The 10,507-nt window shown below is 43.4% G+C and carries 4 protein-coding genes and 1 pseudogene; all 5 read right to left on the bottom strand.

The features are described 5' to 3' along the window. Window positions 1-35: 35 nt before the first annotated feature. A complete protein-coding gene (locus HMPREF9073_RS05480) occupies window positions 36-3,092 on the bottom strand; it encodes a glycoside hydrolase family 2 TIM barrel-domain containing protein (RefSeq protein WP_009413008.1) in 3,057 nt (1,018 codons plus the stop codon). A 24-nt stretch (window positions 3,093-3,116) separates the two neighbouring features. After that, a pseudogene (gene bglX, locus HMPREF9073_RS05475) lies at window positions 3,117-5,429 on the bottom strand (beta-glucosidase BglX). Then, window positions 5,426-6,829: a cellulase family glycosylhydrolase gene (locus HMPREF9073_RS05470; RefSeq protein ID WP_034555466.1), complete on the bottom strand. Its 1,404-nt coding sequence runs from the start codon at window positions 6,827-6,829 to the stop codon at window positions 5,426-5,428. The pseudogene bglX and the gene HMPREF9073_RS05470 overlap by 4 nt, the downstream one beginning before the upstream one ends. Before the next feature lie 272 nt (window positions 6,830-7,101). Continuing rightward, entirely contained in the window at window positions 7,102-9,567 is a 2,466-nt protein-coding gene (gene galA, locus HMPREF9073_RS05465) for a beta-galactosidase GalA (RefSeq protein ID WP_009413004.1), read from the bottom strand. Then, window positions 9,568-10,353, bottom strand: a complete 786-nt coding sequence (locus HMPREF9073_RS05460; protein ID WP_009413003.1) for a glycoside hydrolase family 16 protein — start codon at window positions 10,351-10,353, stop codon at window positions 9,568-9,570. Window positions 10,354-10,507 lie beyond the last annotated feature (154 nt).

Below are 10,507 nucleotides of genomic sequence, written 5' to 3'. Positions count from 1 at the left end.
AAATCAATATTCTGTTATATCGAACTGACGTTAGACTAATTTCTTACCTGAATGCTAAATTCGTAATGATAATAGGGTTGGTTGAGCAAAAATTCTTTATGTACGCGTGGCGACCAGCTGTCATCTCCTCCTACACCCATTTGAGCCTCATCGATGTGTAAATAAGTGTGGTCTCCACGGCGCAGTTCTTGGGTTTCTTTGGATTGGTTCAGCGCGTCATCGGAATAGTCTTGCACGTTGAAATTAAAGAGTTTAGGAGCACTGATGTACAGTTCGGTAGTACCCGAAAGGAGTTTGAGCCAACGGGTATCGATATGGTTGCCGTTTTCAGAAGGCATCACATAAGGGAAGTGCATATCCTTTACTGCACCGCTGTGAATACCCACAAAAGCCGATTCTTTTCTATCGGCATAAGTTTCATAAGGACCTTTGCCGTACCATTCCACTTTATTAAAACTCTTGTCGAGCGTTAGGAGCATTCCCACTCTTGCCAAAGGAGGCACAGAGGCAGGTACTTCCACATTTGTGCTGATATCTATACGTCCGTCGCCATTAATGAGGTAAGTTACTTGTTGGCTGATATTGCCCGCTTTGGTTTCAATGCGGTTGTGTGCTACTATCTTCACTTGGGTCTCCCCTATTTGCGTAGCTTTCATTTCGGTAGCTGTTACCGCAGCTTCTTTTAGTCCTGCTTTGCGCCAAGCTGAGGCATAAGAGTGCTCAAAACCACCTTCGTCATTATCGGTAGGTACACGCCAAAAAGAGGGCACCATCGCTTCTGAAAGTAGGTTTTTCCCTTTATGCGTAAATTGACTTAAACCACCTGTTTTTTTGCTGAATACGGCTGTAAAATTGTCGCCTTTTACGGTGAAATTTGTCGCTTCGTCAGTAAATGTTAGTTTTTTATCGGAAGGCTTGGTGAGTTCTCTCTCAACACGGTTAGGGAAAGCGAGTTGTTCTTTGGCTACTTCAAAATCTTTTGAAGCCCAAGCAGTAGCCTTTTTATTCTTAAAACGGAAGTTCATAAAGTATTCCTTGCCGTTTTGTACTAATTTTGTTTTGAAAGGTATTTGTAGGGCTCTTTGGCTTTGTGGGGCGATGTTCAAATCGTTGATTACCCCATTGGCGACAGGCTTGCCATTCTCGATAAGTTCCCATTGCAAATACACCTCATCGCTATTTACAAAGTAGTTGCTATTGCTGATGAGCACCAAACCTGTGTTGATATCAATATCCTTTACATTGAAATACTGATATACCTTTTTCAGTTCGTGCATTTCGGGTTGAGGAACGCCTGTCGCATTTACCAATCCGTCGTTCACATTCGCCTTGTCGATGTGATTGATGATGTTCCAATACTCTTTGCCGTTCTTATCTTTGCAACGCAACGCTTGATCTTTCCAGTCCCACGTAAAGCCACCTTGGTAGCGCTCATTGGTAGCAAAAAGCTCCCAATACTTGCGGAAGTTGCCTAAGCTGTTACCCATAGAATGGGCATATTCGCAAATAATCACAGGGCGTTTTGGGTCTTCGGTAAAGAGATTGTTCAGGTGGTTGAGCTCGGTGTACATATTAGAGATGATATCGTAATGCGAGAGCACGCCTGCATAAGCAGGGTTTTTAGACTCATAATGCACAGGGCGCTTTTGAGGGTCGAGGGCTTTTATCGCTTCGTAAGCCGCATCGAAGTTCTTACCCCAACCCGATTCATTCCCCATCGACCAATAGATGATACAAGGGTGGTTCTTGTCGCGAGCAACCATATTCACATTGCGCTCCACGATGTCCTTTTGCCATTCGGGGCGTTCGCCTATGTAGTAGCCATCTTCCCACAATCCGTGGCTCTCGATATTAGCTTCATCTACCACATATAAACCATATTCGTCGCAGAGGGTATACCACTCAGGCTGATTGGGGTAGTGAGAGGTACGCACCGCATTGATGTTGTGCGTTTTCATCAGGATAATATCGTCAATCATCGATTGGCGAGTGATGGTGCGACCGTTATAAGGGTCGAACTCGTGGCGGTTTACTCCTTTAAACTTCACAGGCTTGCCATTCACGAGGAGTAATCCGTTGCTTAGTTCAACTTTCCTAAATCCTACATTTTGAGTAAACGATTGTAACACCTTGCCTTTGGCGGTGAGCAAACTGAGTTCCACTTTGTAGAGGTTAGGGGTTTCGGCAGTCCATTTCAACGGATTTTTTACGGCTATTTGGGTACTAACGGTAGCTTCTTTTCCCGCAGCAATATCCGCAATAGAGGCTTTTTCGGCACCTATCACATTGCCTTTACTATCTTTAAGAGTAGTTTGTACCATAAGGGCATCGCTTACTTTTTCGCCTAAATTCTGTACCTCTACTTGCACTTGCAAGGTAGCATCGCGGTATTGCGCATCGAGCTGAGGATAAACCGAAAAGTCACGCATACGCAACTCGGGGGTAGCAAAGAGGTATACATCGCGATAAATACCGCTGAGTCGCCAAAAATCTTGGTCTTCTATATAACTGCCGTCCGACCAGTTCAAGACTTTTACATATAGCTCATTTTTGCCTTTTTTTAGGTAAGGAGTGATGTTGAACTCGGCAGGTAGCATTGCATCTTCGTGATAGCCCACTTGCTTACCATTGATGAACAACTCCATCGCCGATTGCACTCCCGCAAAGTGAATGAACACCTGTTCGCCTTTCCATTTGCTGGGCAAAGTGAATAGCGTTCTATACACTCCCGTAGGGTTGTAGTCCTTAGGGGTATAAGGAGGGTTCATTGCAAACGGATATTTGATATTGGTAAACACAGGAGGGTCATATCGGTTGCTTTGCAGTTGCCAATTAGAAGGCACTTTTATAGCGTCCCACTGGCTGATGCCTTTGCCCAAAAAGAAATCGGCAGGCACTTGTGAAGGGTGCTTGAAGTAGGCAAATTGCCAATTGCCGTTGAGGAGTACTTTTCCAGCCGGCTCATAGTGGCTATGGCTTTTTTCGGTGTTGATACTGCTTACCGCTAAGTTTTCCCAATTGTGGGTTTGTGCTGTGCTGAGGCTACTCGCCAAAGCAGAAATCAATAAGAATAGGGTATGTTGTATTCTCATAATCGTTTATTATTTTATGGTTTGTTATTCTTCTATTGTAAAATGTTGTTCGTTATTATTATCGGCAGAATGTAAGCCCACCCACAGCAAGCACTCGCTGGGCTCAGTGTCCTTTTTTCCATTGATTCCGTAAAAGGCAAGAGCTTCGGAAGGCAGTTCAAAACGGACTTGTTTGCTTTCACCTGCTTTGAGAGATATTTTCTGAAACCCTTTCAATTCCTTTACGGGGCGACTAACACTTGCTACTAACTGTCGGGTATAGAGTTGTACCACTATTTCGCCCTCGGTTGTTCCTGTATTCTGCACAGAGGCATTTACTATAATGCTATCGTTATAACGTTTCATACTTTTTTTATTCAGATGCACATTACTAATAGCAAAGGTAGTATAGCTGAGTCCATACCCAAAAGGATAAAGAGGCGTAATGGAACTATCCAAATAGCCTGCGTTATAATGAGGGCGGTGGTCTACTTCTTCATTATTTGTATATACAGGTCGCCCTGTGCTTTTGTAGTTATAGTAAATAGGAATTTGCCCTACACTGCGGGGGAAAGACATCGTTAAGTGTCCCGAAGGATTTACATCGCCTGCTATCACATCGGCAATGCCATTGCCCCCTTGCGTACCAGGAAACCACGCTTGCAAAATAGCTTGTACATTCTCGTTTTCCCAAGAAAGGTCGAGCGGTCGCCCACTAAAAGTAATAATTGCTATGGGCTTGTTTATGGCTTTTAGTGCTTCGAGCAATTGGCGTTGTGCTTGAGGCAAACGAATGTCGGTGCGCACCGCCGATTCTCCTGACCAGCTGCTCTGTTCACCTACGGCTACTAATACCCTATCGGCTTTGCGAGCTATAGCAACCGCTTCTTTGAGTTGTTCTGTTGAAATAGTTGTAAAACTACAGCCTTCGGCATAGAGGAGTTTTACATTTGTACCCTTGTATTTCTCGGTAAGCCCTGTGAGTAAACTCACGCTTTGTTTGCCGTCACCTAAGCACGTCCAACTGCCGTTGATGTCACTTGTGTTGTTCATCATAGGTCCTATTACAGCAATAGTTTTACCGCTATCTTTTTTGATGGGTAACACTTCAGCTTCATTTTTCAAGAGTACTACTGAGGAAGCAACAGCTTGTCGCGCTACTTTCAGATATTTCTCAGTAAAAGTATTTTCTTTGGCACGGGTTTCATCTAAGTATCGGTAGGGGTCATCAAAAAGCCCTAAAAGGAACTTTATTTCCAATATATGCCTTACTGCTTTATCAATTTGAGCTTCGGTTACTTTGCCTTCTTTCACTAAGGCACTAAGGTATTTAATAAAGGTTGCCCCGTTCATATCCATTTCTATTCCTGCATTGGCTGAGAGGTTTGCCGCTTGTTTATCATCTTTGGCTACCCCGTGTCGTACCAACTCGTTAATACCTGTGTAATCACTCACTAACAAGCCGTTAAAGCCCCATTCTTTGCGGAGCACCTCAGTAAGCAACCACTTGTCGGCGGTGGCAGGCACTCCGTTTATCTCGTTCAAAGAAGCCATTATACTGCCCACTCCTGCTTTTAGGGTCGCCTCATAAGGAGGTAAATATACATTGCGCAAGGTGTGCATAGAGAGTTCAGCTGTATTATAGTCCTTGCCTGATTCAGCAGCTCCATAGCCGGCAAAGTGTTTACCACAAGCTAAAAGCGTGTGAGGGCTACTCAACATTTGCCAATTGTCACCTCCTTGAAATCCTTTTACGCGCGCTTCGGCGATGAGGCTTCCTAAATAAGGGTCTTCGCCTGCGCCTTCCATTGCGCGTCCCTAACGAGCATCGCGGGTAATATCTACCATAGGGGCAAACGTCCAGTTGATACCATCGGCACTAGCTTCACGGGCAGCGAGTTCAGCTGTTTTGCGCATCAATGTCAAATCCCACGAGCAAGACTCAGCTAACGGAATGGGAAAGATAGTTTTATAGCCGTGTATCACATCTTGACCAAAGAGGATAGGAATACCCAAACGCGTTTGTTCTACCGCTATTTTTTGCAAATTTCGTATACCTGCAACCGAAGTAGCGTTAAAAATACTTCCTACCAAGCCTTTTTCGAGGTAAGGTTGGTACTTATCAGCCATTACAGGGCCTGTAACCGACCAATCAGCTGAGAATTGCGTCATTTGTCCGATTTTTTCTTCAAGAGTCATCAAACGCAGTACCGAATCTACACGCTGTTCTATGTGTTTATCGCCACTGAAACTCTTTTGGGTGAGTTTTTCATTATCCGATTTTAGGATAGCGGGTGTTGCGCAACCTATCATAAGTAACGAAATGAGCGTTTTAAAAATGTGTTTGCTATATCTCATAGGTTTTCTAAGATTACTACTATTGAACGTTTGAAGGCAGGAATTAAAGCCTTGCTACTTTCAATAGGTATATGTCGTTCCCATTTATCCGTCCAAGGATCGTATATACTGTAATGCGTATATTTGTTGTTGATGTGGCTGAGGGGTATTTCGAAATTGCGTTTTATCTCGGCAGGGATTCCGTCGCGGAGTTCTGTTTTCCAATTATTAGCAAGGTCTCTGCACCACAGAATTGTCTTGGTTTTCCCTTGTAAACCATAACAATTTACATTCATTGAGCGAAATGAAAAAGGTTGCATCGCTTCTGCCACAGGGTCAATGCCTTCAATAGCATTTTTGAAACGCCCAAAGTGATACCACAGTTGGTTAGGCTCGATATAATGATCCCAATGCCAAGTGTTGCCCGAACCTGCACTACCTCCAAAGAAAGGAGCAAAGATAAAATCGTGTAATAAGATACCCTCTGCGTCTTTCGGATAAAGCGACGAAGGTCCTGCGTGGTTGGGTTGCACTGCACCAATCTCATTGATGACAATAGGTTTGGGATTTTCTTTCGTAAAATCTAATCCGATATTTACAGCATTGCTCACTAATGAATCGATTGCTCCTTTTACGACAGGATATTGCTGCCACTTGTCTCCCTCGTCTAAATAACGATGAATGCTCAAAAAATCGTTATTAGGGATGGCAGCTAACTTTTTGTAGTAGTCGTCCATATAAGAGGCGTGCATACTGCCTAAGGTTTGAGTAACCAATTGCTCAGGGCATAACTTTTTCACCTTACCGAGCATCTCTTCGGTAAAAGGTAGCCACTCTGCTTCGGGTACAGCTGAATCCATTTCGTTCCACAACTCCCACCCATATACATACGGGTGGTTTTGGCATTTTTTAGCAATCGCTCTGAGGCGTTTTAAGTAGGACTTTTTGCCTTTTTTAGTACTTACATACTCGCTTACATTCTTGAACTTGGTAGCTAGTGAATAGCTGTTACACCAAGAAGCTTCAGGTGAGATGTTATTAGAGATGGTACGCAAGTGATGCAGGGTGAATTTAAGGTAAATATGATACTTTTCGGCAAGTTGCAGTAATTGTTCTATACGCGCTAACTTCTCGGGATTGTATTTTCCTTCCCTTTGGTCTTCTATTTCTAAGAACTCAGTGCTTATCCAGATGCGCATCGCATTTCCGCCATTCTCGGCAAAGTGTTTAAAGTACTTTTCTATCTCTTCAAAATTGTGCGAAGGTAGATAATTGGTGCTAATAGGAATCCACGTCGCACCGTTTTTTTCAAAATAGCGCGGGTGGGTTTTGCTTACCGTTATATTTGCTTGCGAAAAGCTTAGTGCTCCACACAAGCAAAGCCCCAAAAGCAGTATTTTAGATAGTTTTATATTAAACATTTTTTTATAAATCAAGAATTTATTTAAATCTCCTACGAATTCACGAATTGTGATATATAAAATAATAGCTTCCAAGAATTTATTTTTGGGCGTTTGTTTTGGGCGTTTGTTTTGATGGGCGTTTGCAGCACATACCCAGCTATCGCTGGCTTTCCTACACAACATACTATAAAAGTGATTGATTATAAGGATATTGCTGGGGGTGAGGCTTTGTCAAAGTTTTTGACTTTGACAAAGCGTAGTGATGCTCATTATTGCAGAGTTGAGACTTTTCACTTTTCACTCTTCACTATTACTTGTGCTTCTTTTAGACCTTTGGTAGTAGCGCGTAGTTGTACCTTTCCGCCTTTTTCACCTGAGCGGATAATCACTTGGCATTTGCCATTGAAGAGTTTGCGCTCTACGCGTTCTCCTTTGGCAAAAGTATCTTTCTCGTGCGAGCTGGGGTCGCCATTGCCCACACCTGCTATGGTGGCATCACCTATGAGTTCAAACTGAATTAGGTTCTGAGCATCAGGTACTTCCCGTCCTTTTTTATCTACTACACTCACGTTCACCACTACGGCATCTTGTTTGCCAGCTTTCAGTTGTGTTTTATGAGGAGAAAGCACAATCGCAAAAGGATTTTCGGTAGTAGTAACTTCGGTAGTAACTCGCTTTCCATTCTTAGTGCCTACGGCTTTCAGCGTACCTTTTTCGTAGGGTACATCCCAATACAAATGCCCAAAAGTAGGTGTTTTTTGTTTGCCGAGCGATTTTCCGTTTAAGAAAAGTTCTACTTCTTCAGTATTGCCATAGACCCACACTTTTACCACAGTGTTTTGGGGTAGGTTCAGATTCCAATGAGGGGCTATGTGCAATATAGGCGATTCACTCCAATGGGCTTTGTAGTAGTAATACACGTTCTTAGGGAAACCACACACGTCCATTACCCCAAAATGCGAACTGATATTAGGCCACGCAAAGGGGGTAGGCTCTCCACGATAGTCAAAGCCTGTCCATACGAAACCTCCCATAAAACGAGGGTCGTTAGCAGTCGTGCTGTACCATTGCTGTGCTTGTGATGCCCAACTGGGGTAACTCTTGTCTTGGTCGAGCAGATAGGCGTGTAGGGTATCGGCTACAAAATGACCACTGTAACCGCCGGCTTTGTCGAGCACTATTTCCGGCAGATACACCCCTCGAGTACCCACAGTGCTGGCTACTTCGGTACCGATGATAGGTTGATTGGGGTGCGCTTTCTCATAGTCAGTAAGCCCATAGAGGTTGTAATTGAAGCCTCGTACGGGTATAGCAACACTCACGCCTTCATTTTCATTACCTACGTTGGCGCCATAAGTGCTCACGCGTGAAGGGTCTAAATACTGTCGTAAACTCACCAACGTACGAGCGATGCGCTCTCCAGTTTCGGTACTTTGTATTTTTTCTTCTTCATTCCCGATACACCACATAAAGACGCTAGCGTGATTGCGGTCGCGCTTGATAAGGTCTTCAAATTGTTGACGGTATTCTCGCCCGCTGTTTAAGAGTCGGGTCTCGTCCATCACTAATAAACCCAAACTGTCGCAGGCTTGTAGCACGGCAGGGCTATGAGGGTGATGGGCAGTGCGGTAAGCATTGGCGCCCATCGCTTTGAGTAGCCCAATGCGGTAGTACTGCAACTCATCTAATAGAGCCGTGCCTACGCCAGCGTGGTCTTGATGTACGCACACGCCTTTTATTTTCATTTTTTTGCCGTTGAGGTAAAAGCCGTCGGGTTTATAACTGAAAGTACGCACCCCAAAACGAGTGTGAATGAGGTCGGTAGTTTTTCCGTTAGCAGTGATTTTTGTTATTAGGGTGTACAGATAGGGGTGCTCAGTGTCCCAAAGCTGTGCATTAGGAATGTTAAGGTTACTCTTTACAGTTACTTTTTCGTTAGGGGCAAAAGTAGTATTTGCAGATTTGTGAGTAGCTATTACTTTCTTTTCACGGTTAAGAATAGTCCATTCCACTTGAAATGTTTGTGAGCTTGTATCTCGGTTATAAACCGTAGTTTCGGCGTGCATTTCGGCTTGTTTGCCAATGCTTTTGGTATAAATAAAAACCTCTTCGGGGGAAGAGTGAACAGGGCTGTAAGTATTTAGCCACACGTGCCGATAGATACCTGCGCCTTCGTAAAACCAACCCTCGTTTTGAGTAGCGTCTACCCTTACGGTAATCACGTTGGGTTTGCCAAAATGCACCAAATCGGTGATGTCGTACTTTACACCCGTATAGCCGCTGAGGTGTTGCCCTACATAAATGCCATTTACCCAACACCGACTATCTCTAAAAATACCGTCGAATTGCAGTTCGATGCGTTTGCCAGCTTCGGCTTTGCTGAGGTCAAAGGTTTTTCTATACCAACCGATACTATGCTCGGGGAACGCATTGCCTAAGGCTTTATAGCCGTGTGACCAATCGCCTTTTTCACTGAAGGGGAGGGTTATAGCCCAATCGTGAGGGAGGTCAACGGTTTGCCACGCGCTATCGTCGTAGTCGATACTTGAAAAGTTAATGCCTTTGGAGAGCGTTTTAGAGAAGTCGTTATACACGCGGTAGTACAAATCTTTGGAGGGGTCGGTAGCGTGTCCTAAACAGAATTTCCAATGGTTATCCAACAATATATGTTCCCTTGTAGCTTGCCCATAGATGGGAAGGGCAAGCCATAGGAACATACAGATAAAAATGAAAAATAATTTGTTTAGATGAGTCATTTATTTTTTAGGCACATATTTATATACCTTAGCCCAGTCTACTTGGAGTTTGAGGGCTTTGGTAAAAGGTTTGTTAATGTCTTTTTCGGTTTGGAAGCACAAGTGGTGAGGTGCTTTGGCTATTGCCACAGGGTCGGAGAGAGTCCATACTAATTTACTATCGATGTAAATCTTGATATACTCAGGCGCCCATTCCATTGCTACGATGTGCCAATCGCTTTTGTTGTAATTGTGGAAGGTTTGTTGATACTGTTGGTCTTTACCAGATACTGCATAGTGGATATTTGTATTCCAAGTGTTATTTTCGTGAGCGGTTTCATAGATATCATTTTCGCCATCTTGAGGCCATTTTTCACTTTCAGGCCAAGTAAGTCCTAAACCGCTGGAAGACTTATGAGGGTCTTCGTCCATACGTATTCTGAATTCAAATTTTCCATAGGTATAGTTCTTTTTATGAGCTATTCCACCTGTTATAAACATTCCTTCGCGTTTATAATCTTTATCGATAAGGCAGTTTAGAAAACCATCTTTTACTTCAATAGCATAAGTACGGCGTGTATTCTCAGGTTTGAGTTTGCCTTCTTTTTCGAGGTATTCATTGTCGTACACTGCCCAATTATCGGTGTTTAAGGCATTGCCATCAAAGTTGTCTTGGAAGTCTAACACCCATTCAGCAGGGGTTTCAGGCATAGGGTTCTCCTCAATAGGTGTATCACCGCCTGACTTGTTGCAGGCGGTAATACCACATAATATTGAGAGAAAACTAAATAATTTCAGTGTGTTCATATTGTTTAGTATTAATTTGATTTTTTTAAAAAGGTGTTTGCAAAAGGTTGTTTGTATGGGGATTTGTATGGGGATTTGTATGGGGGCGTTTGCAAAACGCCCCTACAAACATAATTCAAAAAAAGTAATTGATTATCAGTTTTATAGACTTTGT

The organism is Capnocytophaga sp. oral taxon 326 str. F0382 (genome assembly GCF_000318295.1).
In the GTDB taxonomy this organism is placed as follows: Bacteria; Bacteroidota; Bacteroidia; order Flavobacteriales; family Flavobacteriaceae; genus Capnocytophaga; species Capnocytophaga periodontitidis.
This window is presented reverse-complemented; position numbering and strand designations above follow the sequence as displayed.

Coding starts and splice junctions, on each gene's coding strand:
- HMPREF9073_RS05480 (WP_009413008.1), bottom strand. CDS start 3,092: ATGAGAATACAACATACCCTATTCTTATTGATTTCTGCTTTGGCGAGT.
- HMPREF9073_RS05470 (WP_034555466.1), bottom strand. CDS start 6,829: ATGTTTAATATAAAACTATCTAAAATACTGCTTTTGGGGCTTTGCTTG.
- HMPREF9073_RS05460 (WP_009413003.1), bottom strand. CDS start 10,353: ATGAACACACTGAAATTATTTAGTTTTCTCTCAATATTATGTGGTATT.
- galA (WP_009413004.1), bottom strand. CDS start 9,567: ATGACTCATCTAAACAAATTATTTTTCATTTTTATCTGTATGTTCCTA.